This window comes from Kitasatospora sp. NPDC086009 (assembly GCF_044540385.1).
Classification (GTDB): Bacteria; Actinomycetota; Actinomycetes; order Streptomycetales; family Streptomycetaceae; genus Kitasatospora.
Map to the genome: position 1 here is coordinate 40,454 of NZ_JBITSA010000025.1, position 23,300 is coordinate 63,753.

29 protein-coding genes and 1 pseudogene are annotated in these 23,300 nt (G+C 74.9%); 19 read left to right on the forward strand and 11 right to left on the reverse strand.

The annotated features are described in order from the left end of the window. Window positions 1-6: 6 nt before the first annotated feature. Window positions 7-891, reverse strand: coding sequence for an EamA family transporter (locus ACIF6L_RS35275; RefSeq protein WP_396491672.1), 885 nt, complete (start codon window positions 889-891; stop codon window positions 7-9). A gap of 53 nt (window positions 892-944) precedes the next feature. Between ACIF6L_RS35275 and ACIF6L_RS35280 the strand changes: the two genes are divergently transcribed. Both ACIF6L_RS35280 and ACIF6L_RS35285 read left to right on the forward strand, forming a co-directional pair. Then, window positions 945-1,808 (forward strand): MurR/RpiR family transcriptional regulator, encoded by an 864-nt coding sequence (locus ACIF6L_RS35280; protein WP_396491673.1) that lies wholly within the window; start codon window positions 945-947, stop codon window positions 1,806-1,808. 223 nt (window positions 1,809-2,031) lie between these two features. Continuing rightward, window positions 2,032-3,066, forward strand: a complete 1,035-nt coding sequence (locus tag ACIF6L_RS35285) for a LacI family DNA-binding transcriptional regulator (protein ID WP_352297176.1) — start codon at window positions 2,032-2,034, stop codon at window positions 3,064-3,066. Window positions 3,067-3,093: 27 nt separating this feature from the next. Here ACIF6L_RS35285 and ACIF6L_RS35290 read toward each other — a convergent pair whose 3' ends face one another. Further along, on the reverse strand, window positions 3,094-3,882 hold the full coding sequence (locus ACIF6L_RS35290; protein ID WP_396491674.1) for an alpha/beta fold hydrolase: 789 nt from the start codon (window positions 3,880-3,882) through the stop codon (window positions 3,094-3,096). A gap of 121 nt (window positions 3,883-4,003) precedes the next feature. Here ACIF6L_RS35290 and ACIF6L_RS35295 point away from each other — a divergent pair, with 121 nt between their 5' ends. From ACIF6L_RS35295 to ACIF6L_RS35305, 3 genes are read left to right on the forward strand one after another with little or no spacing between them, the layout of a single operon-like run. Continuing rightward, window positions 4,004-4,600 (forward strand): hypothetical protein, encoded by a 597-nt coding sequence (locus tag ACIF6L_RS35295; protein WP_396491675.1) that lies wholly within the window; start codon window positions 4,004-4,006, stop codon window positions 4,598-4,600. Next, complete coding sequence (locus ACIF6L_RS35300) at window positions 4,597-5,043, forward strand: SRPBCC domain-containing protein (protein ID WP_329487015.1); 447 nt, start codon at window positions 4,597-4,599, stop codon at window positions 5,041-5,043. The genes ACIF6L_RS35295 and ACIF6L_RS35300 overlap by 4 nt, the downstream gene beginning before the upstream one ends. Then, window positions 5,040-5,429, forward strand: coding sequence for an ArsR/SmtB family transcription factor (locus ACIF6L_RS35305; RefSeq protein ID WP_396491676.1), 390 nt, complete (start codon window positions 5,040-5,042; stop codon window positions 5,427-5,429). The genes ACIF6L_RS35300 and ACIF6L_RS35305 overlap by 4 nt, the downstream gene beginning before the upstream one ends. Before the next feature lie 24 nt (window positions 5,430-5,453). Here ACIF6L_RS35305 and ACIF6L_RS35310 read toward each other — a convergent pair whose 3' ends face one another. Further along, on the reverse strand, window positions 5,454-5,966 hold the full coding sequence (locus ACIF6L_RS35310) for a GNAT family N-acetyltransferase (protein ID WP_396491677.1): 513 nt from the start codon (window positions 5,964-5,966) through the stop codon (window positions 5,454-5,456). Between the two features lie 87 nt (window positions 5,967-6,053). Between ACIF6L_RS35310 and ACIF6L_RS35315 the strand changes: the two genes are divergently transcribed. After that, entirely contained in the window at window positions 6,054-7,181 is a 1,128-nt protein-coding gene (locus tag ACIF6L_RS35315) for a hypothetical protein (protein ID WP_396491678.1), read from the forward strand. A gap of 153 nt (window positions 7,182-7,334) precedes the next feature. Continuing rightward, window positions 7,335-8,312: a hypothetical protein gene (locus tag ACIF6L_RS35320; RefSeq protein ID WP_396491679.1), complete on the forward strand. Its 978-nt coding sequence runs from the start codon at window positions 7,335-7,337 to the stop codon at window positions 8,310-8,312. A gap of 80 nt (window positions 8,313-8,392) precedes the next feature. On the opposite strand, the gene ACIF6L_RS35325 is transcribed toward ACIF6L_RS35320, so the two are convergent. Next, window positions 8,393-9,613 (reverse strand): glycosyltransferase, encoded by a 1,221-nt coding sequence (locus ACIF6L_RS35325; RefSeq protein ID WP_396491680.1) that lies wholly within the window; start codon window positions 9,611-9,613, stop codon window positions 8,393-8,395. 248 nt (window positions 9,614-9,861) lie between these two features. Between ACIF6L_RS35325 and ACIF6L_RS35330 the strand changes: the two genes are divergently transcribed. Then, window positions 9,862-10,047: a hypothetical protein gene (locus tag ACIF6L_RS35330; protein WP_396491681.1), complete on the forward strand. Its 186-nt coding sequence runs from the start codon at window positions 9,862-9,864 to the stop codon at window positions 10,045-10,047. A gap of 31 nt (window positions 10,048-10,078) precedes the next feature. Here the strand turns inward: ACIF6L_RS35330 and ACIF6L_RS35335 are convergent, their stop codons facing one another. Continuing rightward, a complete protein-coding gene (locus tag ACIF6L_RS35335) occupies window positions 10,079-10,981 on the reverse strand; it encodes a cation diffusion facilitator family transporter (protein WP_396491682.1) in 903 nt (300 codons plus the stop codon). A gap of 1 nt (window position 10,982) precedes the next feature. Then, window positions 10,983-11,255 (reverse strand): metalloregulator ArsR/SmtB family transcription factor, encoded by a 273-nt coding sequence (locus tag ACIF6L_RS35340; protein WP_352297190.1) that lies wholly within the window; start codon window positions 11,253-11,255, stop codon window positions 10,983-10,985. A 210-nt stretch (window positions 11,256-11,465) separates the two neighbouring features. On the opposite strand from ACIF6L_RS35340, the gene ACIF6L_RS35345 reads away from it, so the two are divergent. The 3 genes from ACIF6L_RS35345 to ACIF6L_RS35355 all read left to right on the forward strand — a co-directional run bounded on the left by ACIF6L_RS35345 (window position 11,466) and on the right by ACIF6L_RS35355 (window position 13,432). Next, a complete protein-coding gene (locus ACIF6L_RS35345; protein ID WP_396491683.1) occupies window positions 11,466-11,666 on the forward strand; it encodes a hypothetical protein in 201 nt (66 codons plus the stop codon). 41 nt (window positions 11,667-11,707) lie between these two features. Continuing rightward, window positions 11,708-12,085: a YciI family protein gene (locus tag ACIF6L_RS35350; RefSeq protein ID WP_329487023.1), complete on the forward strand. Its 378-nt coding sequence runs from the start codon at window positions 11,708-11,710 to the stop codon at window positions 12,083-12,085. 72 nt (window positions 12,086-12,157) lie between these two features. Beyond that, complete coding sequence (locus tag ACIF6L_RS35355) at window positions 12,158-13,432, forward strand: RNA polymerase sigma factor (protein ID WP_396491684.1); 1,275 nt, start codon at window positions 12,158-12,160, stop codon at window positions 13,430-13,432. On the opposite strand, the gene ACIF6L_RS35360 is transcribed toward ACIF6L_RS35355, so the two are convergent. Then, window positions 13,398-13,865 (reverse strand): MarR family transcriptional regulator, encoded by a 468-nt coding sequence (locus ACIF6L_RS35360; protein ID WP_352297187.1) that lies wholly within the window; start codon window positions 13,863-13,865, stop codon window positions 13,398-13,400. The two genes, ACIF6L_RS35355 and ACIF6L_RS35360, sit on opposite strands and share 35 nt — an antisense overlap. Window positions 13,866-13,972: 107 nt before the next feature. Here ACIF6L_RS35360 and ACIF6L_RS35365 point away from each other — a divergent pair, with 107 nt between their 5' ends. Next, complete coding sequence (locus tag ACIF6L_RS35365; RefSeq protein WP_329487025.1) at window positions 13,973-14,755, forward strand: class III extradiol ring-cleavage dioxygenase; 783 nt, start codon at window positions 13,973-13,975, stop codon at window positions 14,753-14,755. Window positions 14,756-14,895: 140 nt separating this feature from the next. Next, window positions 14,896-15,474, forward strand: a complete 579-nt coding sequence (locus ACIF6L_RS35370; RefSeq protein ID WP_359838349.1) for a maleylpyruvate isomerase N-terminal domain-containing protein — start codon at window positions 14,896-14,898, stop codon at window positions 15,472-15,474. Between the two features lie 66 nt (window positions 15,475-15,540). Here ACIF6L_RS35370 and ACIF6L_RS35375 read toward each other — a convergent pair. From ACIF6L_RS35375 to ACIF6L_RS35385, 3 genes and pseudogenes are all read right to left on the reverse strand, one after another. After that, window positions 15,541-15,912, reverse strand: a pseudogene (locus ACIF6L_RS35375) (VOC family protein); the annotation flags it as partial. 90 nt (window positions 15,913-16,002) lie between these two features. After that, the gene (locus tag ACIF6L_RS35380) at window positions 16,003-16,587 is read right to left on the reverse strand and encodes a GNAT family N-acetyltransferase (protein WP_396491685.1); all 585 of its coding nucleotides are present in this window, start codon (window positions 16,585-16,587) and stop codon (window positions 16,003-16,005) included. After that, entirely contained in the window at window positions 16,584-17,042 is a 459-nt protein-coding gene (locus ACIF6L_RS35385) for a group II truncated hemoglobin (protein ID WP_396491686.1), read from the reverse strand. Before ACIF6L_RS35385 ends, ACIF6L_RS35380 begins: the two co-directional genes overlap by 4 nt. Window positions 17,043-17,301: 259 nt before the next feature. Between ACIF6L_RS35385 and ACIF6L_RS35390 the strand changes: the two genes are divergently transcribed. From ACIF6L_RS35390 to ACIF6L_RS35415, 6 genes are all read left to right on the forward strand, one after another. After that, the gene (locus ACIF6L_RS35390; RefSeq protein WP_396491687.1) at window positions 17,302-18,075 is read left to right on the forward strand and encodes an SDR family NAD(P)-dependent oxidoreductase; all 774 of its coding nucleotides are present in this window, start codon (window positions 17,302-17,304) and stop codon (window positions 18,073-18,075) included. Between the two features lie 58 nt (window positions 18,076-18,133). Then, entirely contained in the window at window positions 18,134-18,514 is a 381-nt protein-coding gene (locus ACIF6L_RS35395) for a MerR family transcriptional regulator (RefSeq protein ID WP_396491688.1), read from the forward strand. A gap of 140 nt (window positions 18,515-18,654) precedes the next feature. Then, entirely contained in the window at window positions 18,655-20,187 is a 1,533-nt protein-coding gene (locus ACIF6L_RS35400) for an AMP-binding protein (RefSeq protein ID WP_396491689.1), read from the forward strand. A gap of 173 nt (window positions 20,188-20,360) precedes the next feature. Further along, the gene (locus tag ACIF6L_RS35405; RefSeq protein ID WP_396491690.1) at window positions 20,361-21,188 is read left to right on the forward strand and encodes a TIGR03084 family metal-binding protein; all 828 of its coding nucleotides are present in this window, start codon (window positions 20,361-20,363) and stop codon (window positions 21,186-21,188) included. 64 nt (window positions 21,189-21,252) lie between these two features. Further along, a complete protein-coding gene (locus ACIF6L_RS35410; RefSeq protein ID WP_396491691.1) occupies window positions 21,253-21,693 on the forward strand; it encodes a VOC family protein in 441 nt (146 codons plus the stop codon). 119 nt (window positions 21,694-21,812) lie between these two features. Then, a complete protein-coding gene (locus ACIF6L_RS35415) occupies window positions 21,813-22,301 on the forward strand; it encodes a hypothetical protein (RefSeq protein ID WP_396491692.1) in 489 nt (162 codons plus the stop codon). Window positions 22,302-22,435: 134 nt separating this feature from the next. On the opposite strand, the gene ACIF6L_RS35420 is transcribed toward ACIF6L_RS35415, so the two are convergent. Beyond that, window positions 22,436-23,158 carry a DUF4232 domain-containing protein gene (locus ACIF6L_RS35420; protein WP_396491693.1) on the reverse strand — a complete coding sequence of 241 codons (723 nt, stop codon included), beginning with the start codon at window positions 23,156-23,158 and terminating at the stop codon, window positions 22,436-22,438. Window positions 23,159-23,300: the final 142 nt, after the last annotated feature.

The following is a 23,300-nucleotide window of genomic DNA, read 5'->3' on the forward strand; positions in this document are numbered from 1 at the left end:
CGGCCGCTACGGACGGGCGAGCTCCAGCACGGCGATCCCGGCCAGGACGGTGGCGCTCGCGGTCATCCGCAGCCGTCCGAGCCGTTCGCGGAAGACCACGGTCGCGATCAGCGCGGCGATCACGATGCTCGTCTCGCGCAGCGCGGCGACGGCCGCCAGGCTGCCCCGGGACTGCGCCCAGACCACCAGCCCGTAGGCGGTCAGGGAGAGCACCCCGCCGACGATCCCCACCGGCACCACCGGGCCGGCCCCGACGAGCAGGCCGCGGCCCCGGCGGATCCGGGCGATCAGCGCCAGGCACGGCCCCTGGAGCAGGAAGAGCCAGGCCACGTAGCCGCCGACGGTGCCCGCGTGCCGGACCCCGCTGCCGTCCAGCACGGTGTACGAGGCGATCATCACGCCGGTACCGGCGGCGGCGGTGAGAGCGGGCAGCTGCGCCCGCCCGGGTATCCCCCGGGCGAAGGCCAGCCCGATCAGGCCGCAGGAGATCACCAGCACGCCCAGCAGCTCGCCGCCGCCCAGGGCCTGGCCGAGCACCGTCACGGACAGCACCGCCACCAGCAGCGGCGCCGAACCCCGGGCGATCGGGTACATCTGCCCGAAGTCGCCGAGCTGGTAGGCGCGCAGCAGCAGGAGCTGGGAGGAGACCTGCATCGCCACGGAGGCGAGGAGGTACGGCCAGGCCCCGGCGGCCGGCAGCGGGTTGAGCGCGACCAGGACCACCGCGCAGGCGGTGCAGGTGAGGTTGATCAGGGCGAAGCCGACCAGCTTGTCCCGGATCCGGTGGGCCAGCCCGTTCCAGACGGCGTGCAGGACCGCCGCGGTGAGGACGGCGACCGGCACGGCCGCCGCCGACCCACCGCTCGGCAGCGCGGACGCGATTGCGGGCATGGCGAAGCTCCCCCCCGACGGGCTGGAATGGAATTCCACGCTACTCTAGATCCATGGAAGAGCGTTCCGAATTCTCGCCACTGGAATCCCAGCTGGCCGCCCACATCCGCGCCCGCCTCGGCGAGCTGCGCGGCACCGAGGCGCGCGTCGCGCAGGTCGTCCTCGACCGGGGGGCCGATCTGGTGCACCTGAGCGTGAGCGACGTCGCCGAACTGGCCGGCACCGCCTCCTCCTCCGTGGTGCGGGCGTGCCAGCGGCTCGGCTTCAAGGGTTACCAGGAGCTGAAGATCGCGGCCGTCCGCCAGACCCCGGCCCCCGCGCCGGACCCCTCGGAGGAGGCGGACCCGGCGGCCCGCGCGCTGACCGACACCGTCCGCGCCGCCCGTGAGGCACTCGACGGGATCGCCACCACGCTGTCCGCGCAGGCCCTGCGGGCGGCGGCCGAGCTGCTGAACGCGGCCGACCGGGTCGTCCTGGTCGGCACCGGCCTCTCCGGCGCGGTCGTCCTGGACGCGGCCTACCGCCTGCGCGCCCTGGGCATCCCGGTCGACGCCCCCGCCGACCCGCTCACCGCGCAGCTGGCCGCCGCCGGGCTCCCGGCCACCGGGGTCTGCCTGGCCGTCAGCCACACCGGCGCGTCACCGACCGTGGTCGACACCGCCCGCCGGGCGCGCGACGCCGGCGCGAGCGTCGTCGCGCTCACCAGCTACGCCCACTCGCCGCTGAGCGAGGCCGCCACCCACACACTGGTCGCCGGCGGGCAGGACCTCGTCTTCGGCCTGGAGACCACGGCCAGCCGGCTGGTCCACCTGGCGGTGGTCGACGCGCTGACGCTGACCCTGCTGGCCCTGCGGGGGGAGGCAGCGGAACGCGCGCTCAACCTCTCGGCGGACGTGACGGCCGATCACACCTACTAGCGCCGGACGGGCACCCGCGCCGGGGCGGGTGCCCGTTCAGGCGGGTGCCCGTGCCGGGCGGGTCAGGCCTCCGAGGCCGGCCCGACCATCGCGCCGCCGCCCTCCGGCCGCGGGGGGCCGGCGGCGGCCGGACGCCCCCGGGGGGCCGGCGCGTCCGGACTCCGGACACCGGTCGGTCCGGCGTCTTCGGGCCTGGTCAGCGGTGATGTGTAGGCTCGCGGGCATGGCAAGGGTGACGCGGGACGACGTGGCGCGGGCGGCGGGAACGTCGACGGCGGTGGTCAGCTATGTGATCAACGACGGACCACGACCGGTGGCCGCGGCCACCCGCGCCCGTGTCCTGGCGGCGGTCGAGGAGCTGGGGTACCGGCCGAACCGGGTGGCCCAGGCGATGGCCCGCCGCCGGACCAACCTGATCGGCATGGTCGTGCCGGACGCCCGGCAGCCGTTCTTCGCCGGGCTCGCGCACATGGTCGAGCAGGCGGCGGCCGAGCGCGGCCGACTGCTGCTGATCGGCAACTCCGACTACGCCGACGAGCGGGAGGCGCACTACATCCGGGCCTTCCTCGGCATGCAGGTGGACGGGCTGATCCTGGTCACCCAGGACCCGTCCGTCCCCGGGGTGGCCGGGTTCGAGGCCACCGACGGCACCCCCGTCGTGCTGCTGCACCACCGGGCGGAGACCGAGACCGGCGCGGCCGTGGTCGCCGACGACGACGGCGGCGCCCGCGAAATGGTGCGCCACCTGCTGGCCCACGGGCACGCCGACGTCCACTGCTTCGGCGGGACGTTCGCGCTCAGCCCGAACGACCCGGTGACCTCGCGGACCGCCGGCTGGGCGGCCGCCCTGGCCGAGGCCGGGCTGCCCACCGACGGCCGGCTGACGCCCGCGCCCTTCGACCGCGTCCGGGCCCACGCCGAGGCCCTCGCCCTGCTGGCCCGGCCCGACCGGCCGTCCGCCGTGTTCTGCGCGACCGACGACCAGGCGATCGGACTGCTGCGCGCCGCCGACGACCTGGGCATCCGGGTGCCGGAAGACCTCGCGGTGGCCGCCTTCGACGACATCGCCGAGGCCGTCATCGCCGGGCCGCCGCTCACCACCGTCGCCACCGCGCAGGGCGAGATGGCCCGGGCCGCCGTGGACCTGGTGCTGACCGCCAAGGCGAACGAGCAGCCCGTCCCGGCGGGCGCGCACACCTTCCCCGCCCGTCTGGTGATCCGCCGCTCCTGCGGCTGCCCGGGGGCGGCGGCCGCCTGAGCCGACGAGCCGCCCCGGAGCCGTCGTTCAGCTCCCCGCGGCCTGCGCGGCGGCGAGGAGGCCGGCGCCGGCGCCCAGGAAGTCGACCAGCAGCGCGTTGACCTCGTCGGGCCGCTCCAGGGCGGGCAGGTGGCCGGCCCAGGGCAGGTCGAGGCGGCGGGCACCGGCGATGCGCTCGGCGAGGCGGTCGGCGATCCGACCGAAGTCGGCGAAGTCGTGCGCGCCGGTGACCAGCAGCGTGGGCGCCGTGACGGCGGCCGGGTCGGTCTCGACCCGGATCTGCGGGAAGTCCTCCTCGGCGGCCAGTTGGACGTCGAAGGCGTGCCGCTGCATCCGGCGCACCTGCTCCCTGACGGCCTCGCCCGCCTCGGGACCCAGCCAGGTCCGCACGTTGAGCTCGGTCGCTCCGGCGATGTCCCCCGCCTCGATCAGCGCGTCCTCGCGCTCGCCGAAGGCGCGGAGTTCGGCGCTCGGTTCCTGCCCGGCGAGCGCGGTGCAGAGCAGCGCGAGCGCCGTCACCCGGTCCGGCCATCGCGCCGCCAGCGCCAGCGCGACCCGGCCCCCGCCGGACGCCCCGACCAGCGCCGCACGCTCGATCCCGAGCCCGTCCAGGAGGTCCAGGACGTCCCGGGCGTTGTCGTACGGCCGGTCCGGGACGGGCGTCCCGCCGAAGCCCCGCAGGTCGCAGCGGACCACCCGGAAGCCCGCTCCGACCAGGGCGGGCACCTGCCCGTCCCACATCCGCCGGTCGCAGACCGTGGAGTGCAGCAGGACCACCGCCGGGCCGCTCCCGGCCACCTCATGAGAAATGATCATTGCGCCACCCTACGGATCGACCGGGCACGGCACACCCGATTTCGCCCCCGCACCGGCGGGCTCCGTCGGCGGCGTGCCCTACGGTGACCCCGTCCGCCCGCCCTGACCCCGGAGGTCCCCCGTGGCCCGGCTCCTCGTCCGCCCCGGCATCGACCCCGACGAGCCCGACGTGCCCGTCGTCGCCCTCCTCGTCGACCCCGACGGCCCGCCGGCCGAGCGCGCCGTCGCCCGGCTCGGTACCCACTGCCACGAGGGCGACGGCGTGCTCCACCTGGTGCGGACCGACGGTTGGGCCGAGCGCGCCCTGGCCGGTGAGCGCCTGGTGGTCGAGGTCGCCGTGTACCCGGCGCCGCTCGACCGGGCCGGCGTCGACCTCGCGGCCTTCACCGGCCGCTCGTCCGTCGACCCGGAGGCCGTGCTGGTGCTCCGGGCCGGGGCCGCGGTGGAGCCGGAGCTGTACGCGCGGGCGGCGCCCGCGACGGTGGTGTTCACGGCGGGCCCGGACGAGACGCTCGACGACCTGCTCGCCGGCGGGGAGGCCTGGCCGATGGTGCTCGCGCCCCCGCCCGAGCACCGAGCGCCGGACACCGGGGCGCGGGCCGTGGGCCGCCCGCCGTCGAAGGCCGCATCGACGCGCAACTCTCCGGTTGCACTTGGCCGACCCACGTGCAACTCTGGGGTTGCACACAGTTGGCAGCGACGAAGGAGTTCCCCATGAGTGAGGACCGGATCGAGCGCGAGACCCTGATCGCGGCATCCCCGGAGCTGGTCTGGACCCTGGTGGCCCAGCCCGGGTTCTGGGTGGCCGAGGAGGCAAGCCTGGCCGGCACGGTGGCCCGCGAGGGCGAGTCGATGGTGGCGAAGAACCCCGAGTACGGGGTCTTCCCGGTGCGGGTCGAGAAGGTCGAGCCGCCGACCTACCTGGCCTACCGCTGGGCCAGCGCCTTCCCCGGCGAGGACCTGCGCGAGGACAACAGCACCCTCGTGGAGTTCACACTGACCCCGGAGGGCGCGGGGACGCGGCTGCGCGTGGTCGAGAGCGGGTTCGCCGCCCTGGCCGGCTCCGAGGAGCTGCGCGGCAAGGCGGTCGAGGACAACTCCGGCGGATGGCCCCAGGTGCTCGACGCGCTCCGCAAGCGCGCCGAACAGCCGCCCGCGTGAGCGACGGTGACCGCGGCGGCGCCGAGCCGGTCGACGGTGTGCTCGCCGCCCTCGCCGACCCGACGCGGCGTCAGCTGCTGGACCTGCTGGCCGAACGGGGCGAGGCCACCGCGACCACGCTCGCCGAGCGGCTGCCCGTCTCGCGGCAGGCGGTGGTCAAGCACCTGGCCGTCCTGGACGGTGCCGGGCTGGTCACCGCCGCCCGGGCCGGCCGCGAGGTGCGGTACGCGGTCCGGCCCGCGGCGCTCGACGCGACGGCCCGGTGGATGGCGGCGCTCGCGACCGACTGGGACCGACGGCTGGCCGCCATCAAGCGCCTCGCCGAAGCGGCCGAGGCCGCCGAGCAGGAGGCCCGGCACGCACCGCGGCCGCCGGACGCGCGGTAGGGCCCGTGGCCGGGGCCCCGGCCACTACCGGAGTTCGTCGGCCAGCAGGTCCATCAGCAGGTTGTCGTGCCAGCTGCCGTCGGAGCCGCGTTCGTACTGGCGCATGATGCCCACCGGGCGGAAGCCGACCTTCTCGTAGCAGCGGATCGCCGCCGCGTTGTCCGCCGCCGGGTCGATGATCAGGCGGTGGTAGTGGTGGTCGGCGACGAGGTGGCGGGCCAGCGTGCGGACGGCGTCGGTGCCCAGGCCGCGACCGTGGCGGGCCGGGTCGAGGTAGATGTCCATGCCCGCGTGGCGGTACTCGTCGTCGTTCTCGGCGTACCACTGGATGGCGCCGGCCACCTGACCCTCGACCAGGATCGCCAGGGTCTCGGTGCCCGGCTCCTTGAGGTCGGTGGCGACGGCGTCGGCGAGATCGGCGCCACCGCGCCAGCGCGCGAAGACCTCGGGCGTGCCGCGGATGGCCACGAGGGCCGGGATGTCCGCCTCCGCGGCGGGGCGGAGAGTGACCTGGGCGCCGTACAGAATCGTCCCCATATAGGGCATGTTTGCATGGAAAAGGGTGTTCGGCGAGCCTTTTTCGACGTTGCATTCACCCCCTCCCACCAGGGATGATTCGCCGCCGTGACCCATTTCCTGCTCATTCTCGTGGCCGTTCTCGTCTACTTCGCGGTGAAGAAGTCCCGCGCCACCAAGTCCGTGGAGTGGGCCAGGCACCGGTTCGATCCGGCCGCCTTCGGCCTCGTCCCCCGCGAACGGCTCGACCCGCGCCGGTCCGGGCCGCCGGTGCCGGAGGAGCGGCGCCAACGGTCCCAGGCGATAGCCGACGCGGCCTGGGGCGGGGACTGGCGGCCCGCCGCCGCCCACGTCGAGGCGGCCGGCCAGGACTGGGAGGAGCGCTGGTCGCGGCTGGAGCTGCTGGCGAGCATCGCCAACGAGGACGACGCCTGGCTGACGGCCTGGCGCGCCGCGGACCCGGACAGCTGCGACGCGGCCACCCTGGAGGCCAAGCAGATGGTGCACCGCGCCTGGGCGATCCGCGGTTCCAAGTACGCGCACGAGGTGCCCGCCGAGGACATGGCGAAGTTCCGCGAGCTGCTGCCCGCCGCGATCGAGGCGGCCCGCCGCGCCGCGCTGCTGGCACCGCGGGACCCGGCTCCGTGGGTGGTCATGGTGACGACGGCGCGCGGCGCGCAGTACACCCCGGAGCAGTTCGAGCCGCTCTGGGCCGGACTGGCCGAGCGGGCCCCGCACCACTACGAGGCGCACTGGCAGGGCATGCAGTACTGGTGCGCCAAGTGGTTCGGCTCGGACAAGCAGATGCTGGCGTTCGCGGAGCGGGCGATGGACCACGCTCCGGCCGGGAGCCCGCTGCCGGGGATCTACCTGCACGCGCTGTCCGAGCTGGAGAAGCGCAAGACCCTCGGGTCCACGCTGGCCGGGGAGAAGGCCAAGGAGCGGCTGAAGGCGGTCGCGACGGCGCTGGCGGCCGTCCCGGCGGACGACGAGCGGCTGCCGATGCTGCGCCACCTGCTCGCCTACTACTGCGGCAAGGCCGAGTTGCCCGCGGAGGCGCTGGAGCAGTTCCGGCTGATCGGCCGCTGGTGCGGCGCCGAGGTCTGGGCCGACCAGGGCGATCCGGTGACGGCCTTCGACCTCGCGCGCGGGTTGGCCGTGAAGCTCTCGGAGGCGCCCCCGCTGCCGCCCGAGCTGCGGCCCACCAAGGACACGGATCATCACTACAACGGGTAATCATTTCAGTTCGTACCGTGCTGACCGGCCGTCATTTGGGTGTACCGTGACCGCCAGAAGCGGATCGCCCCCGAAGAATGGGGCGAGCCCGGCAACGTGTTAGCGCACGCGGCCGGGCTCTTCATACGCCGAGTGGTAAGGCCTCCACTGACGATGCTCCTGCATGCTATCGCGCCGTCGCGCGACTTCACCCAGATTGCCAACTCCTTGGTGTGGGACGACGAGTTGTCGGACTCCGCCTTTCGACTCCTTGTACGAGCCCTGGCACTGGGCCCGGCGAAGGCCCGCGCCACCACGGTGACGGCCCTCGCCGCCGGGCTCTCCGGCGGGCGCGTCACCACCGATCGCGCCCGCCGCCAACTCGCCCGCGCGGGACTGCTGCACACCACCCGGCGGCGCGGCGCCGCCGGGCAGGTGCGAACCGAATCCCTGCTCTCCAGCGTGCCGTTGGGCGCGGCGGAGGCGGAACGGTTGTTCGACGGACAGTTCGAGCGGGCGGGGCGGTCCGGCCCCGGCGTCCCGCCGGATGCCGGGAAACGTCGCCGCGGGTCGTCGTCCGTCCGGTCCTCCGGCACCGCCCTCCCGGGGGTGACACCCAGGGTGAACACCTCCCCCCTCCCTCCCCCGCCGGCCCTCGAACCCGCCGTCACCTGGGGTGAGTTCACCGAGCACGGGTTCGGCGAGGGCGGGTCCACCGATGCCGAGCGGGCGCTGCTGGAGCTGCGGCGGATCGACCCCCGGCTGACCCTGGGGGCCCGCGAGGTACGGCGGTTGGCGCCCCTGGCCGCCGAGTGGCTGGCCAGGGGAGTGAGTTCGGCCGCCCTGCGCGCCGCGCTGACCAGCGGACTGCCGGACCAGGTCAAGTCTCCTGCCGCCCTGGTGCGTTGGCGCCTGGAGGGCAAGATGCCCGCCCCGCTGGAGCCGAGCACCGTGACGGCACCCGTCTGCTGCGACTCCTGTGACCGTGCCTTCCGCCCGGTGAACGGCGAACACCGCTGCGGGGACTGCCGCACCCGCGCCGCCGCCCGCACCGCCTCCTCCACCGCCCACACCGCGGAGCCCGCTCCCAGCACCTCGCGGCGGGTCGACTGGCGCACCCTGGTCGCCCAGATCGGCGCGGCGACGGGGTAGTGGCGGCAGGTGGAGTGGAGTGGCGGCAGGTGCAGTGGCGACGGGTACTGGCGACGGGTACTGGCGACGACGGCGGGCCGCTACCGCCCGAGGCCCTCCACCAGCAGCTCCGCGGCCACCGCCGCGCCGTCGGTGCGGAACGCACCGGCCACGGCCGCAGCCCGCTCACGGACCTCGGGGGCCAGCGCCACCTTGAGCGCCGCCGACAGCGACTCGGTGGTCGGCGTCGGCCCGTCGTGCTCCGCGCCGATGCCCAGACCGACCACCCGGCCCGCGAAGTACGGCTGGTCCCCGCCCTGGGCCACCACCACCTGGGGCGCACCCGCCCAGGTCGCCGTCGTCGTGGTGCCCGCGCCACCGTGGTGCACGACGGCCGCCACCCGGCGGAACAGCGCCTGGTGGTTGACCTCACCGACGACGAAGCAGTCGTCCCGGTCGTCGGCCGACCCCAGGTCGGCCCAGCCACGGGAGATCACCGCACGGCGGCCCTGCGCGCGGACCGCCTCGACGACCGCCCGGGCGACCTCCTGCGGATCGCGCACCGGAACGCTGCCGAAGCCCACGTACACCGGCGGCGCGCCCGCGTCCAGGAACTCCACCAGGTCGGCGGGGAGCGGGCGTTCGTCCGGCAGGACCCACGCGCCGGTCTGCACCACGTCCAGCTCCGCCGGCCGCTGCCACGGCGCCAGGGTCGGGTCCGTGGCCAGCCACGGCAGGTCGGTGAAGACATGGTCGCGGACGTTGTCCACGGGCAGCAGGCCGATCGACGCCCGGTGGGCGTTGACCACCTCGCCGAACACCTCCTGCGCGTCCACGGCGTCCTGCTCCCAGAGCACCCGGTTGTCGGTCACGTCCGAACGGAGCGGCCGCCCGGGGCGCGGCATCGGCGGGTGGTGCGGGGACGGCAGGCTGACCGGCTGGTAACTCGCGTACACGTAACGGACGCCCAGCTTCTCGGCCGCCGCCCGCACCCCGGCCACCGCCGGCACCAGACCGGTCGCCACCAGCACGTCGCACCCCTCGGCCACCGACATGACGCCGTCGTAGAACGCGGCCACCAGGTCGGCCGCCCGCCGGACCACACCGCCCGGTGACGGCGGCGTCCGCCCGGTCACCAGATCGCGCACCGACTGCCCGGTCGGCACCATCTCCACCCCGACCACCGCCAGCCGCCTCGCGAACTCCTCGTCCGGCGGCGCACAGACCCGCACCTGCGCGCCGCGCTCCCGCAACCGCACCGCGAGCCCGACCAGCGGCTCGACGCCCCCGCGCGAATCGTAGGCGGACAGCACCACACGCATTCAGAACTCCCCTGTGCATCGACATCGGCTTCGACCGCAGATTCTGCGTCATGACCGGGGCCTTGCCGCAAGGCCCCCGGTGCGCTATAAGTTGAGAGTGGAAAGGAGTGGGCACTCCTCCTTCGCCGCTCGTCGCAGCCGAGTTGACGGCCATTCCTTTCTCTTCTCTCCGAGGCGGAGCCGACTCGACGTGTCCGTACCGGGACACGGATTCGCACCGCGGCCGTTGGCCCGCACCGGAGTTGACGGTGGCGCTGGATGGAAGGCGCGCCGACGAAGCCGTCGCTCCCGACGAGCGGGTCGCCGCCGACCTGGCGCGCGTCCTCGGTCCCGGACACCCCGAGACCTTCGCCATCCGCAGGACTCCGGACGTCGTGCGCCGTGGCCGTTCCGAACGCGAGACCTCCGACGCCGGACCGTCCGCCCCGGCGTAGGCGCGCCGGGGCGGACGGTTCCCGAGGGGCGTCAGGCGTGGGCCGCCTCGTCGCACAGGCGGCGGGCCGGTTCCGTCTGCAGCGTCGCGTGGCTGATGCCGAAGTGGTCGGCGGCGCAGCGGCCCAGTCGGGTGAGGAGGTCGGCGGGCGGGTGGGGGTCGGCGACCACGTGGGCGGTGAGGACGGGCATGCCGGAGGTGATCGTCCAGGCGTGCAGGTCGTGGACCTCGCGGACGCCGTCCTCGGCCAGGAAGTGGGTGCGGAGTTCGGCGAGGTCCACGTCCGCGGGGGTGGCCTCCAGGAGGACGCGCAGGGCGTCGCGGCCCAGCAGGTAGGCGCGCGGCAGGATCATCACGCCGATCAGCAGCGAGGCGATCGGGTCGGCGTACTGCCAGCCGGTGAGCTGGATGGTGACGGCGGCGGCGATGGCGGCGACCGAGCCGAGGGCGTCGCCGAGCACTTCCAGGTAGGCGCCGCGCAGGTTGAGGCTGTGGTCCTTGCCGCCGCGCAGCAGGACGACGCCGACCAGGTTGGCGGCGAGGCCGACGAGCGCGACGGTCAGCATCAGGCCGCCCCGGACCTCGACGGGCTCGCCGAAGCGCCGGACGGCGCCGTAGGCGACCCAGGCGAAGACGGCGACCAGGAGGACGGCGTTGGCGAGCGCGGCCAGGATCTCCAGCCGGTAGTGGCCGAAGGTGCGCCGCAGGGTGGGCGAGCGCTGGGCGACCTGGACGGCCAGCAGAGCGAGGGCGACGCCGGAGAGGTCGGTCAGCATGTGCCCGGAGTCGGCGAGCAGGGCGAGGCTGCCGGAGAGCAGGCCGCCGACCACCTGGAGGACCAGCACGGCGGCGGTGACGGTGATGGTCAGCAGCATCCGGCGGCGGTAGGCGCCGCTGACGGTGGCCGGGGCGGCGGGGCCGTGGTTCGCTCCCATGTCAGTGCTCCTTCTCGGGCGGCAGGACGGCGGCGAGCAGGTCCCGCAGGGCGTGGGCGAGGCGGTCGTCGGCCAGGTGGTAGCGGGTGCGGCGGCCTTCGGGGACGGTCCGCACCAGGCCGCAGTCGCGCAGGCAGGCGAGGTGGTTGGAGACGTTGGCCCTGGTCAGGCCCAGCTCCTCGGCGAGGTCGGCCGGGTAGTGCGGGGCGGCGAGCAGGGCGAGCAGGATCCGGCGCCGACTGGTGTCGGCGAGGGCCTTGCCCACCCGCTCCATGGCCGCCTCCTGCGCCTCGGCGGGCAGGTGCGGATCGCGGGGGTTCACGGCGGTCGGTTCCATGACTCCCACAGTACAGCGGTTACTGAATTCAGTAACTACTGAACTGTCGGGAGCGCCAGATGCGAGCCCGCCGCACCCCGGGCCCTGGCAGCTGCGACGGGCGCCGGGCTGAGCAGCCGCGACCAGATCCCGGGCGCGGTCGCCGAGGTGGCCGCCGGCGGCGCGATGGCCGGGGTGAAGGTCGAGGTCGCGGACGGCGCCCTGACCGCCGCGACCACCGCCGAGGCGGCCGCGATCTCGGCCCAGGAGACGACCGCCCGGCGCCCTGCGGTGGCCGCTCCCGGAATCTCCGGAAAGAATTCCGTCGCGGCTGTCGAAACGGCCGCTCCCCGTTCGACGCAGGAGTGAGAGGCGGGGAGAAGCCCCGCCCTCCCGACCGAGGAGTCACCATGCCGCGCTTCATGTCACTGATCCGTATCGACGAGCAGGACGCCCCGGACATGCAGTCGGCGGGTCCGGAGTTCGAGCAGCGGATGGGGGCGCTGTTCGAGGAGATCACCAAGGCCGGGGTGATGCTGGACACCGCCGGGCTGCTGCCGACCGCCGAGGGCACCCGGGTCACCTGGGAGGGCGGGAAGCTGAGCTTCACCGACGGGCCGTTCACCGAGACCAAGGAGGTCGTCGGCGGCTACGCCATCATGCAGTGCAAGGACAAGGCCGAGGCCCTGGAGTGGACCAAGCGGTTCCTGGAGATCCACCCGGAGAGCTGGAAGGTCGGCGCCGAGCTGCGCCAGATCGACGGGAACACCACCCCGCCGGAGGCCTGATCCCCGACCCGCCCGGCCCGCGCCCGGCCGCCGCGCCGCGTTTGCCCCGGTGCCGTCCGGCTGCTCTGATGGGTGGCCGTGACGGAGAGCAGCGCGACCGCGGCGGTCGAGGCCGTGTTCAGGATCGAGTCCCCGCGGATCATCGCCGGTGTCACCCGCATCGTGCGGGATGTCGGCATCGCTGAGGAGATCGCCCAGGACGCGCTGGTCGCGGCGCTGGAGCAGTGGCCCGGGCAGGGCGTCCCGGACCGGCCGGGCGCGTGGCTGATGACCACCGCCAAGCACCGCGCGATCGACCTGGTCCGCCGCAGGGAGACGTACGCGCGCAAGCTCGCGGAGGTCGGCCGGACGCTGGAGGACGTGGCGCCGCCGGAGCCGGCCGAGCCGGACGACATCGACGACGACCTGCTCCGGCTGATCTTCACCGCCTGCCACCCCGTGCTGTCGGCCCAGGCCCGGATCGCGCTCACCCTGCGGCTGCTGGGCGGCCTCACCACCCAGGAGATCGCCCGGGCGTTCCTCAGCACCGAACCGGCCGTCGCCCAGCGGATCGTCCGGGCCAAACGGACGCTCGCCACCGCGCGGGTGCCGTTCGAGGTCCCCCGCGGCGAGGACCGGGCGGCCCGGCTCTCGTCCGTCCTGGAGGTCGTCTACCTGATCTTCAACGAGGGTTACGCGGCCACGGCCGGCGACGACCTGCTCCGGCCGGGGCTCTGCGAGGACGCGCTGCGGCTGGCCCGGGTACTCGCCGGGCTGGCCCCACAGGAGCCCGAAGTCCATGGCCTGGCCGCCCTGCTGGAGTTCCAGGCGTCCCGGACGGCGACCCGCACCGGGCCCGACGGGCAGCCGGTGCTGCTGGCCGACCAGAACCGCGCCCGCTGGGACCGGCTGCTGATCCGGCGCGGCTTCGCGGCCCTGCGGCTGGCCGGCACCGGGCCGTACGCGGTCCAGGCCGCGATCGCCGCCTGCCACGCGCGGGCCGCCCGCTACGAGGACACCGACTGGGCGATGATCGCCACGCTCTACGGGCGGCTCGCGGCGCTGACGCCGTCCCCGGTGGTCGAGCTGAACCGCGCGGTGGCGGTCTCGATGGCCCGGGGCCCGGCGGCCGGACTGGAGCTGGTGGACGCGCTGGCCGCGGAGCCGGCCCTGCGGGCGTACCACCTGCTGCCGAGCGTGCGCGGCGACCTGCTGGCGCGGCTCGGGCGGGCCGAGGAGGCCCGGGCGGAGTTCGAGCGGGCGGCGTCGCTGGCCCGCAACGCGCGGGAGCGCGCCCTGCTGCTGGAGCGGGCCGCGGCCGCCGTCGCCCCCGCTACGCCCCGTCGTCCAGACGCAGCCGGGCACTGACCTCCCCGAGGCCCTCGGCCAGCACGGCGAGCTGCTCGCGGCTGAGCACGTCGATCAGCAGCTCGCGGACCAGGGCGACGTGGCCGGGCGCCGCCCGGCGCAGCATGTCCCGCCCCTCGTCGGTGAGTTCGGCGAAGACGCCGCGCACGTCGCTGGGGCACGAACGGCGCCCCACCAGGCCCATCCGCTCCAGCTGGGTGACCTGGTAGGTCAGCCCGCTCTTGGAGGTGACGAGCTTCTCCGCCAGTTCGGTCATCCGCAGCGAGCCGGCCGGGGCGGCGGAGAGGTGCACCAGGATCTCGTACTGGGTGTGCGAGAGGCCGGAGTCCTCCTTGAGCTGGCGTTCCAGCCGGCGGTTCAGGAGGTTGCTCGCGGTGACGAAGCCCCGCCAGGCGGCCATCTCGTCGTGGTCCAGCCAGCGCGGTTCGTTCAGGGAGGCCATGGAGGAAGCGTACTCCTGTTGTTCAAATTCGAACCAAGGTGTACGGTCGACATGTTGAGGTTCAAAATTGAACTACTTTGAAAGCGAGAGAAGCCGTCATGAGCACCGCCGCCCCCGAGCGCATGCCCGCCCTCTACCTCTCGCACGGCGCACCGCCGCTCGCCGACGACCCGCTGTGGCCCGGCCAGCTGGCCGCCTGGTCCGCCGAGCTGCCCCGCCCCAAAGCCGTCCTGATGGTCTCCGCCCACTGGGAGGAGGCCCCGCTGGCCCTCGGGGCCGTCACCACCGTGCCGCTGGTCTACGACTTCTGGGGCTTCCCCGAGCACTACTACCGGGTGCGGTACGCCGCCCCCGGCGCCCCCGCGCTCGCCGAGCGGGTCCGCAAGCTGCTGCGCGCCCCCGGCACGCCCGTCCAGGACATCCCGGACCGCGGGCTGGACCACGGCGCCTACGTCCCGCTGGTGGAGATGTTCCCCGAGGCGGACGTCCCCGTCCTCCAGGTCTCCATGCCCACCCTGGACCCGCAGCGGCTGCTGGAGATCGGCCGCCGGCTCGCCCCGCTGCGCGACGAGGGCGTGCTGATCGTCGGCAGCGGCTTCTTCACCCACAACCTGCGGGCGCTCAGCTCCGACGGCCGGATCAGCTCGGTGATGGCCGAGTTCGACGACTGGGGCCGCCGCGCCCTGGCCGCCGAGGACCTGGACGCGCTGCTCGACTTCGAGCGGAAGGCCCCGGCCGGGCGGCTCGCCCACCCGCGCACCGAGCACTTCGCCCCGCTGTTCGTCACCCTCGGCGCCGGCGAGGCCGACCTGGGCAGCCAGCGCAGCGTGATCGACGGGTTCTGGATGGGCCTGGCCAAGCGCTCGATCCAGCTCGGCTGACCGGCACAGCGAGCCGCCCGAACCGCCCGACGCTCGATCCAGCCCGGCTGGCCGGCGGCCCGGACCGCCCGGACGGCGGGCCGTCGCGCGCTCCCACGGGACGGGCCCGGCGCACCGGGGGGAAGTGCGAGGCTGCCGCCATGAACGGTGACGACGTCCGGGCCGCGCTCGGGGAACTGCGGGACACCCTCGGTCCGCACACCGGTGACGGCCCGGCCTGGGCCGCGCCGGCCGGGCCGCTGGAGTGGAGCTGCCGGGAGACGGCCGTCCACCTCGCGCACGACCTGCTCGCCTACGCCGGGCAGCTCGCCGCCCGGCCCGCCACCGGATACCTGCCGCTCGACCTCACCGTGCGGGCCGATGCCCCGCCCGAGGACGTCCTGGCGGTGGTGACGGCCTGCGGGCACCTGCTGGCCACCGCCCTGGACGCCGCGCCGCCCGACCTGCGGGCCTGGCACTACGGGCCCTGCGACCCAGCCGGGTTCGCCGCGATGGGCGTGGCCGAACTGCTGCTGCACACCCATGACATCGCCCTCGGACTCGGCCTGCCCTGGCGGCCCCCGGCCGGGCTCTGCGCGGCGGTCCTGGCCCGCCTGTTCCCCGACGCCCCGCCCGGCGGGTCCACCGCCGTCCTGCTCTGGTGCACCGGGCGCGGCGAGCTGAACGGCCGTCCGCGCAGGGCCTCGTGGAGCTGGCGGGCGGCCGTGGCCGGGGAGTGACCCCGGGATCCAGGAGCCAGGAGTCGGGGGCCGGCGAGCCGGGGAGCCGGCGACCGGTCAGGCGGTGGCGGCCCGCTCGGCGGCGCTGCGCTCGACGCAGAACTCGTTGCCCTCGATGTCCGCCATGGTCACCCAGCCGGTGCCGTCCGGGCGCCGCTGGTCGTCGTGGACGGTGGCGCCCAGCTCCAGCAGGCGCTCCACCTCCTCGTCCCGGGAGCGGTCCTGGGGCTGGAGGTCCAGGTGGACGCGGTTCTTCACGGTCTTGCCGTCGGGCACCCGGATGAACAGCAGCACCGCGCCCGGCGTCTCCAGGAGGGCCTCCGGGTCCCCCGGGAAGTCGTCGTCGGCCAGCTTGCCGTCCAGCACCTTCGCCCAGAACTCGCCGAGGCGGTAGGGGTCGGCGCAGTCGATCGTCACATGTCGTACCAGAGAAGCCATGGGGAGCACTCTGGACCGCCGCCCCGGCCCGCGTCCACCCGATTCGCCGCGAACCCGTCAATGGGGGGCCGGGCCGAGCGGCTGTGCAGGTCAGGCCGAGCGGCTGTGCAGGTGGCCGTCCAGGGGGAACTCCGGCGGGCCGGCCCGCAGAACGCTCCCGAACCGGTAGCCGGCCTTCTCGGCCACCCGGCAGGAGGCCGTGTTGTCCACCTGGTGGAGCAGGTCGAGCCGGACCAGCCCGTCCGCCGCGAAGGCCGCGAACGCCCAGCGGGTGAGCCCCTCCAGGGCGCGCGGGGCCACGCCGCGGCCGCGGGCGGCGGCGGCCGTCCAGTAGCCCACCTCGGCCGCCGGCGCACCGGGCGCACCGCGCTTGAGCACCACGTTGGCGACCAGCTCGGCCGGCCGCTCCCCGGCCAGGCCGCCGTCGGCGGGCAACGCCCCGGCGGGGCCGCCGAGGGGCGCCAGGACGGCGAAGCTGTACCGCTCGCCGGCCGCCCGGCCGCGCTCCTGCGCCTCCAGCCAGCGGGCCGCCCCGTCCAGGTCCGCCACAGGGGTACGGGTGAAGTGCCGCAGTGTCTCGTCCCGGTAGATCTCGACCAGGGCAGCCGCGTCCTCGTCCCGGAACGGGCGCAGCAGCAGGCCCTCGGCGACGGGCGATTCGGTGGCGACCGTCATCGCAGGCCCTCCCAGCCCCAGCGCGGGGTCGGCCCCGGCTCCCCGAGGTCCTCGCCGACGGGCGCCGCCGAGACGTCCCTGGCGATCTTCGTGCCCCAGTCGAAGTACTCCAGCACCCGGCGGCGCAGCAGCTCGTCCCCGGGCAGCTCCTGCCGCACGGCGGCGCCCATCAGCTCCATCCAGCGCCCGCGCTGCTCCTCGGTGATGGCGAGTCCGAGGTGCGTGCGGAGCAGCGCCTGGTGGCCGCCGAGGTCGGCGGTGAACCGGGCCGGGCCGCCGAAGACCTCGGCCAGCCAGACGGCGACGTGTTCGATGTGGGTGGTGGTGAAGTTCGCGAAGACGGGCTTCAGCACCGGGTCGGCCAGGACGCCCTCGTAGAAGGTGTTGCTGAGACGGCGGAGCGCCTCCATGCCCCCCAGCGCGTCGTACAGGCTCTCGGACCGTTCGTCGCTCATGCGTGTTCTCCCCGTTCGGATCCGACGGCACCTTTCCGACGGCGCCTTCCGATGGCACCTTCCTAGCAGCCAGCCCGGCCCGCGACCGCCCCCGGGCGGCGCCTGTTCGCGCCCGGCACAGCAAGCGGAGGCGGATGTTCCGGCCCGCCGCCCCCGCCGGTACTCCGCCCGCCGCCGGTGGCCTCCGCCCACCGCCGCCGACCGGAGCCGGGCACCCGCTTGACCTTGCCACTGGCGGCAGGGTCGGAGGGTGGACCGCATGAACGAGCACACGCAGCACCGACCGGCCACCCGCATCGTGCTGGTCACCGGCGCCGGGACGGGGATCGGCCGGGCCACCGCACACGCCTTCGCGGCCCAGGACCCGGAGGTCGAGGTGGTGGCGGTCGGACGGCGGGCCGAGCCACTGGCGGAGACCGCGCACGGCGCCCCCGGCCGGATCCACCCGCTGACCGCGGACATCACCGGCGCCGACGCCCCCGAGGCACTCGTACGCGAGGTGCTCGACCGGTACGGGCGGCTGGACGTGCTGGTGAACAACGCCGGGATCGTCCGCGGCGGCGCCCTCGGCGGGATCACCCGGGACGCGGTCGCGGACCAGCTCGCGACCAACCTGACCGCCGCCGTCCTGCTCGGCCAGGCCGCCCTGGCGCCGCTGGAGGCGAGCGGGGGCGTGATCGTCAACGTCACGACGTCCGTCGGCCAGCGCGGCTGGCCGGGCAACGCGGTGTACGCGGCGAGCAAGGCCGCACTGGAGTCGGTGACCCGCAGCTGGGCGGTGGAGCTGGCGCCGCGCGGCGTGCGGGTGGTCGCGGTCGCGCCCGGGGCGATCGAGACCCCGATCGGCGAGCACTCCGGGCTCGACGCCGGACAGCGGGAGGCCGTGCGGCGGTGGCAGATCGCCCACACCCCGCTCGGGCGGATCGGCCGGCCCGCCGAGGTGGCCTGGGCGATCACGCAACTCGCCTCCCCACAGGCCTCGTTCGTCACCGGAGTAGTGTTGCCGGTGGACGGCGGTGCCGTCGTGGGGTGAGCCGGGCGGTGGTCCGGAGCGAGCCGGGCGGTGCCGTCCGGGAAGGGGCGGGGCAGCGGTGCGGATCGGCGAACTGGCCCGGGTGACCGGCAGCACGGCGCGGGCCCTGCGGCACTACGAGCAGGCCGGGCTGATCGCGTCCTCCCGCGCGGCCAACGGCTACCGGGTGTACGAGGACTCGGCGGCCGTCCGGGTCCGCAACATCCGCGGCCTGCTCGCGGCCGGGTTCACCCTGGAGGACGTCCGGCCTTTCCTGTCCTGCCTGGACGGCGACATGCTGGCCGCGCGACCCTCGGCCGGCGCGCTGCGGATCGCCCGGAACCGGCTCGCCGTCCTGGAGCGCCGGATCGCCGCCCAGACCGAGGCCCGGGACCGGCTGCTCGCCGCGCTGGCGGCGGCCGGCGACGAGGCGGCGCCGGTGGTGGCGGGCGACCGCTGACGGTGGCCGGCGGCGGGGCGCCGGTGGTGGCGGGCGACCGCTGACGGTGACGGGCGGCGGGCGCTGACACTCCCGGCCCGTCCGGGTGACACCCTTGATCAGGGGTGTGCAGCGGGCGGTCGGCGGAGGAAAGTGGGCGCATGCAGATTCCACTCACCGTGATGGACTTCCTCGACCGGGCCGAGCTGGTCTACGGCGACCGGGTCGGCATCGTCGACGAGCCGGCGCAACCCGCCGAATCCTGGGGCGAGCTCACCTACCGCCGGGTCGCCGAGCTGGCCCGGGCGCAGGCGGCCGGCCTGGACCGGCTGGGCGTCGGGCCGGGCGAACGGGTCGCGATCGTGTCGCACAACTCGGCCCGGCTGATGACCTCGCTCTACGGCGTGAGCGGACACGGCCGGGTCCTGGTACCGGTGAACTTCCGGCTGCGGGCCGAGGAGGTCTCGTACATCGTCGAGCAGAGCGGCGCCTCCGTGCTGCTGGTCGACCCCGAACTCGCCGAGCCGCTGGCCGGCGTCCGCGCCCGGCACACCTTCGTGCTCGGCACGGACAGCGACGCCCGGCTGTACGACTTCGACCGCGCGCCGCGCCGCTACGAGATCGGCGAGAACGACACCGCGACCATCAACTACACCAGCGGAACCACCGCCCGCCCCAAGGGCGTCCAGCTCACCCACCGCAACATCTGGCTGAACTCCGTGCTGATGGGTCTGCACTTCGGTGCCGGTGACCGGGATGTCTACCTGCACACCCTGCCGATGTTCCACGCCAACGGCTGGGGCCTGCCGTTCGCCCTCACCGGGCTGGGCGCGCGGCACATCGTGCTGCGCAAGGTGGACGGCGCCGAGATCCTGCGCCGGGTCGAGCGGCACGGGGTGACCTTCCTGAGCGGCGCGCCCGCGGTGGTCCAGATGGTGCTGGACGCGGCCGCCGACTGGGACGGCCCCGTCCCCGGCCGGGACAAGGTGCGGATGATCGTGGCCGGCGCGCCGCCGCCGACCTCCGTGGTGCAGCGGGTCGAGGCCGAACTCGGCTGGGAGTTCATGCAGATCTACGGCCTGACCGAGACCTCGCCGGTGGTCACGGTGAACCGCTCGCGCGCCGAGTGGGACGAACTGCCCGCCGGTGAGCGCGCGGAGAAGCTGGTACAGGCGGGCGCGCCGGCCCTCGGCAACCAGGTGCGGGTCGACGGCCAGGGCGAGGTGCTCGTCCGCGCCAACGTCGTGATGGACGGCTACTGGCAGCAGCCGAAGGAGACGGCGGAGGCGGTCCGGGACGGCTGGTTCCACACCGGGGACGGCGGCACCCTCACCGACGGCTACCTGACCATCTCGGACCGGAAGAAGGACGTCATCATCAGCGGCGGGGAGAACGTCTCCTCGATCGAGGTGGAGGACTGCCTCTACGACCACCCGGCGGTCGGCGAGGTCGCGGTGATCGGCGTGCCGGACGAGAAGTGGGGCGAGACGGTCAAGGCCCTGGTCGTGCTCAAGCCCGGGTACGACGTCCTGGAGGCCGACCTCATCGCGCACTGCAAGCAGCGGCTGGCCGGCTACAAGTCGCCCACCTCGGTGGAGTTCCGGGACACCCTGCCGCGCACCACCACCGGGAAGCTGCAGAAGTTCCGGCTCCGCGAGCCCTACTGGGTCGAGCGCGACCGGCAGGTCAACTGACCGGTCCGGGCCGGGTGCCGGGCTCCCGGCCCGGCACCCGGCGCCCCCTTCCGGTGCGCCCATGGGCGTCCCGACCGGCGGGTTCCGTGGAGTTGCGGGTGGCGGCCGCGGGCACGGCGTAGGGTGCGGGCGCGGGTTACCGGTGAGTCACTACCGAGGAGACGAGGACGCCCATGACGACGGACGGTACGGCCCCGGCGGCCGCAGCTGTGCTGACCGGCCTGCTCGACGACCTGCGGGCCGAGAGCGAGGCCCTGGACGACCTGGTGGCCCCGCTGGCGCCCGAGCAGTGGGCGACGGACACCCCCGCGCCGGGGTGGACGATCGCGCACCAGATCGCCCACCTGGCCTGGACGGACCACTGGACCACGCTCTCCGCCCGCGATCCGGAGGCCTTCGTCGCCGAGTCCGGCCGGGTCTTCGGCGAGCTGCTGGCCGCCGGGGCGGACCCCGTCGACGAGGGCGCGGCGCGCGGCGCGGCGGAGGAGCCGCACGCGCTGCTGACGCGCTGGCGGGCCGGCCGGGAACGGCTCCGGTCGGCGCTGGCCGAGGCCCCGGACGGCCTCCGGCTCCCGTGGTTCGGGCCGCCGATGAAGGCCCCGTCGATGGCGACCGCCCGGCTGATGGAGACCTGGGCGCACGGGCAGGACGTCGCGGACACCCTGGGCGCGGTCCGCGAGCCGACCGCGCGGCTGCGGCACATCGCCCACCTGGGCGTACGGACCATGGGATTCGCCTTCACCCTGCACGGGCTGCCGACGCCGCAGACCCCGGTCCGGGTCGAACTGACGGCGCCGGACGGCGACTTGTGGGGCTGGGGCCCGGAGGACGCGGCGGACCGGGTGAGCGGGCCGGCCCTGGACTTCTGCCTGCTGGTGACCCAGCGCCGCCACCGGGACGACCTCGCCCTGAGCGCCACCGGCCCGACGGCCGCGGCCTGGCTGCCGATCGCCCAGGCCTTCGCCGGGAACCCGGGCAAGGGACGCCCGGCGGGCGGGTGAGACGGGCGGGTGCGACGGGCCCGCCGAACCGGCGTCGTCGTACCCGGCCCCTACCCTGGGCCGCATGACCATTCAGCGCATGGACAACGTCGGCATCGTCGTCGACGACCTCGACGCCGCCGTCGCCTTCTTCCTCGAACTCGGCATGGAGCTGGAAGGCCGGATGCCGATCGAAGGACGCTGGGCGGGCGCGGTCGTCGGGCTCGACGGCATGCGGAGCGAGATCGCGATGATGCGGATCCCGGGCGCCCCGGGCCGGCTCGAACTGGCGAAGTACCACAACCCGGAGGCGATCACCCCCGAGCCGGAGATCACCCCGGCGAACACACGGGGCCTGCACCGCGTGATGTTCGCCGTCGACGACCTCGCGGACACCCTCGCCCGCCTCCGCCCTCACGGCGCCGAACTCGTCGGCGAAGTGACGCGCTTCGAGGACAGCTACCTGCTCTGCTACCTCCGCGGGCCGAGCGGCATCATCCTCGCGCTGGCCGAACAGCTGAGCTGACGACCAGGCCCCCGCCCACCGGGGCACTGGGTGATTAGTCGTCAAATAACAACGGTGGGCGGCCAAACCACTCCTTTCGGCGATATACGGAGTTCGTCGACGAATGGTGAAATTCCCCCATGATTCGCGCTGACGCCCTGCGTACCGTTCTGGCCGGAGCCGCCTTCGTCGGCCTGCTCGCGATCGGTGGGCCGGCCGGCTCCGCCCAGGCGGCCTTCGCCCGGCCCACCGACGTGCCCGGCTCCTCCCGGGCGGAGGCCCGGGCCGGGACGGCCGCCGCCCACCGGGTGGTCACCTTCGTGGAGGAGTACGGCAGGGCGGTGCTCCACCAGAGCGGCGAGACGCCGCGCGCCGTCCGTGAGCGCTTCCTCGCCCCGCACCTGAACGTCCGGCTGGACGCCTGGGCCTCCGAGCACGGGGCCGACCCGGTGTTCCGCGCCCAGAACGTGCCGTCGGAGTGGTCCGTGCAGCAGGTCGGGGAGGAGCACGGCTTCGCCTCGGTCCGCTTCACCGAGTACTGGGGCGGCGGCAGCGGCCAGGAGGTCTGGTACACCGTGCGCCTGGGCGATCTGCGGATCGTCGAGCTGAACGACGCCCCCGCCTTCTGAGCCCGCCGCTCCCCCTCCAGCCCCGGCGCGGCGCAGGCGCCCCCACGACTGCGCCGCGCCGGTACCCGGGCGACCGGTGCCCCGACCACCGGCGCCCCGACCACCGGCGCCCCGACGCGCCGAGCCGGGCTCGGCTACCGGGCGGGCGGGGCTCCCGGGCGGTCGTTCCCCAGCCGGGCGGCCGCGGTGGCCTCGGCCCAGGCGGAGATGCCCAGCCGGCCGGTGGTGCCGAGATCGAGGTAGGCCGGGACGACGACCGGGGGGCGGCCGGGCAGCGGGGCGATCTCCAGGAAGCGCCCGTTGTCGGCCCCCTTCGTCCCCGAGGTGACGGTGTTGCGCCAGACCAGTTGGAACGCCGCGTACTCACCGGGCCGGAGCGTCACCGCCGTCGGCGCCGCGTCGAAGCCCTCCAGGGTCGCGATGCCGGCCGAACCCTTCTGCACGGCGATGTCGAGCGGCGCACGGTCGGCGTCGAGGACGCGGACCCCCGGTCGACCGTTCAGCGTGTAGGGGGCGGCTCCGCAGTTGGTCAGGCGGATCGCCATCACCCGCAGGCCCATGGCGGCGTTCGCCTCCTCCGCGGCCAGCGAGACGCCCTCCGGGGAACAGGTCGGCGCCGGCACCGGCGTCGGTGTGGGGAGGGCCGCCGAGCTGGGAGTGTCCGGGGCGGTGGCCTTCGCGGAGGTCCTGCCGCCGGTCGCACCCACGGGCCCCGGGGCTCCCCCGCCCGCGCCCGACACCTGCGTGCTGCCGCACCCCGCCAGCAGGGCCGCCCCCACGAGCAGCAGCGCCGCCCGGGCCGGCGGCGCGATTCGACGGATTCCGTTCGGCGGCGTCGGGTTCATGCGGACGATCATGACACGAACCGTCGTCCGGACGGCCCGGGGAAGGCGCTCCGCACGACCGCGGGCGGGAACGCCGGCAGGGCGGCGCAGGCCGACACCCGGTGTCGGTACGCCGCCCTGGGACGGGGCGAGGTGCGGGAGGCGACCCGCACCG

Excerpts from the sequence above, each read along its gene's own strand:
- ACIF6L_RS35385 (WP_396491686.1), bottom strand. The coding sequence starts at position 17,042 with ATGAGCGACGAACGGTCCGAGAGCCTGTACGACGCGCTGGGGGGCATG.
- ACIF6L_RS35340 (WP_352297190.1), bottom strand. The coding sequence starts at position 11,255 with ATGGAGCGGGTGGGCAAGGCCCTCGCCGACACCAGTCGGCGCCGGATC.
- ACIF6L_RS35410 (WP_396491691.1), top strand. The coding sequence starts at position 21,253 with ATGACCATTCAGCGCATGGACAACGTCGGCATCGTCGTCGACGACCTC.
- ACIF6L_RS35380 (WP_396491685.1), bottom strand. The coding sequence starts at position 16,587 with ATGACGGTCGCCACCGAATCGCCCGTCGCCGAGGGCCTGCTGCTGCGC.
- ACIF6L_RS35405 (WP_396491690.1), top strand. The coding sequence starts at position 20,361 with ATGACGACGGACGGTACGGCCCCGGCGGCCGCAGCTGTGCTGACCGGC.
- ACIF6L_RS35370 (WP_359838349.1), top strand. The coding sequence starts at position 14,896 with ATGAACGGTGACGACGTCCGGGCCGCGCTCGGGGAACTGCGGGACACC.
- ACIF6L_RS35350 (WP_329487023.1), top strand. The coding sequence starts at position 11,708 with ATGCCGCGCTTCATGTCACTGATCCGTATCGACGAGCAGGACGCCCCG.
- ACIF6L_RS35285 (WP_352297176.1), top strand. The coding sequence starts at position 2,032 with ATGGCAAGGGTGACGCGGGACGACGTGGCGCGGGCGGCGGGAACGTCG.
- ACIF6L_RS35335 (WP_396491682.1), bottom strand. The coding sequence starts at position 10,981 with ATGGGAGCGAACCACGGCCCCGCCGCCCCGGCCACCGTCAGCGGCGCC.
- ACIF6L_RS35310 (WP_396491677.1), bottom strand. The coding sequence starts at position 5,966 with ATGGGGACGATTCTGTACGGCGCCCAGGTCACTCTCCGCCCCGCCGCG.
- ACIF6L_RS35290 (WP_396491674.1), bottom strand. The coding sequence starts at position 3,882 with ATGATCATTTCTCATGAGGTGGCCGGGAGCGGCCCGGCGGTGGTCCTG.
- ACIF6L_RS35415 (WP_396491692.1), top strand. The coding sequence starts at position 21,813 with ATGATTCGCGCTGACGCCCTGCGTACCGTTCTGGCCGGAGCCGCCTTC.
- ACIF6L_RS35300 (WP_329487015.1), top strand. The coding sequence starts at position 4,597 with ATGAGTGAGGACCGGATCGAGCGCGAGACCCTGATCGCGGCATCCCCG.
- ACIF6L_RS35390 (WP_396491687.1), top strand. The coding sequence starts at position 17,302 with ATGAACGAGCACACGCAGCACCGACCGGCCACCCGCATCGTGCTGGTC.
- ACIF6L_RS35275 (WP_396491672.1), bottom strand. The coding sequence starts at position 891 with ATGCCCGCAATCGCGTCCGCGCTGCCGAGCGGTGGGTCGGCGGCGGCC.
- ACIF6L_RS35325 (WP_396491680.1), bottom strand. The coding sequence starts at position 9,613 with ATGCGTGTGGTGCTGTCCGCCTACGATTCGCGCGGGGGCGTCGAGCCG.
- ACIF6L_RS35280 (WP_396491673.1), top strand. The coding sequence starts at position 945 with ATGGAAGAGCGTTCCGAATTCTCGCCACTGGAATCCCAGCTGGCCGCC.
- ACIF6L_RS35420 (WP_396491693.1), bottom strand. The coding sequence starts at position 23,158 with ATGATCGTCCGCATGAACCCGACGCCGCCGAACGGAATCCGTCGAATC.
- ACIF6L_RS35365 (WP_329487025.1), top strand. The coding sequence starts at position 13,973 with ATGAGCACCGCCGCCCCCGAGCGCATGCCCGCCCTCTACCTCTCGCAC.
- ACIF6L_RS35400 (WP_396491689.1), top strand. The coding sequence starts at position 18,655 with ATGCAGATTCCACTCACCGTGATGGACTTCCTCGACCGGGCCGAGCTG.
- ACIF6L_RS35320 (WP_396491679.1), top strand. The coding sequence starts at position 7,335 with ATGCTCCTGCATGCTATCGCGCCGTCGCGCGACTTCACCCAGATTGCC.